This is a genomic window from Hydrogenophaga sp. (genome assembly GCF_041633695.1).
Classification (GTDB): Bacteria; Pseudomonadota; Gammaproteobacteria; order Burkholderiales; family Burkholderiaceae_C; genus Hydrogenophaga.
In genome coordinates, this window is the sequence record NZ_JBFJMY010000751.1 from 1 (window position 1) to 1,128 (window position 1,128).

Here is a 1,128-nt window from a genome sequence, read left to right on the forward strand (position 1 = left end):
ACCGCGAGCATGTCCTCGGCCTCGATGGTGCGCTCCACACCCTCGCCGTCCAGCGCCCGCACCCGCACCGCCAGCGAGCGCTCCACGCCGTCGTAAATGCCGGGCACCGAGAGGCAACCCTCTTCACCCCGGCGTTTTTCCGGGCTGGCCCACTCGATCACCGGGTTGATCAGCACCATGGGCTGGTTGCGCTCTTCGCTCACGTCGATGACGATCAAGCGCTCGTGCACATCGACCTGGGTCGCAGCCAAGCCAATGCCGTTGGCCTCGTACATGGTGGCCGTCATGCGCAAGATCAGCTCGCGGATGCGCTCGTCCACCGCCTGCACCGGCTTGGCCACCGTGTTCAGACGCGGATCGGGGTAACAAAGAATGGGCAACAAATTCGGCGCGGTCATAGGGATAGATCAGCAAAAAGGTAGGGAGAAGGTGGCGAAATGGGCGCATGCCCCACCACAGGCACACCCAAACAGCTGTGTGGCGTGGGGCCGCGACACGTCTGCTCGGTTTGTGGCTATTTTCGCTACTTTTGCGCACTGGCGCAGACCCCAATGCCCATATACATTGCGTAATCAAGGGCTTGGGGGCAAAATCAAATGCGAATTGTGAAGATAAAAACGCCGCCGCGCATTGCCTTTGCGTCCCGTTTCAGGGCATCGGCAGCGGCCAAGTGAACGACCGCACCCAGGGGCCCGATACATGCCGATGAAAAACCGCCCGACCGCCGCTTTTGCTCAGCCCCGCTTGCGCTCACTGAGCTGGGCCGCCGCCGCGCTCGTCGCCGCACTGGCCAGCAACGCCTGGGCACAAAATTACCCCATCACCCCCGGCCAACGCGCCACCGCCAACCAGGTGGCGCAAAACGGCGTGCCACTGTCCGAATTGGCGCCCAACGCGCCAGACAGTTACACCATCAAGCGCGGCGATACCCTGTGGGCGATTTCCGGGATTTTCCTCAAGAGCCCCTGGCGTTGGCCCGAGCTCTGGGGCATGAACCTGGACCAGATCCGCAATCCGCACCTGATCTATCCGGGCCAGGTGCTGGTGCTGGACAAGTCCGGCGGCCGGGCCCGGCTGCGCATGGCGCAGGGTGGGCCCGACGGCACCGTCAAGCTCAGCCCACGCATA

Annotated in this window: 2 protein-coding genes; one reads left to right on the forward strand and one right to left on the reverse strand. The window is 63.7% G+C overall.

Annotated elements, in window-relative coordinates; genetic code table 11:
• Positions 1–398: peptide deformylase (def, locus tag ABYB95_RS23815; RefSeq protein WP_372662945.1), on the reverse strand; the 398-nt coding region annotated here is incomplete at its 3' end.
• A 307-nt stretch (positions 399–705) separates the two neighbouring features.
• Between def and ABYB95_RS23820 the strand changes: the two genes are divergently transcribed.
• Positions 706–1,128: LysM peptidoglycan-binding domain-containing protein (locus ABYB95_RS23820; RefSeq protein ID WP_372662948.1), on the forward strand; the 423-nt coding region annotated here is incomplete at its 3' end.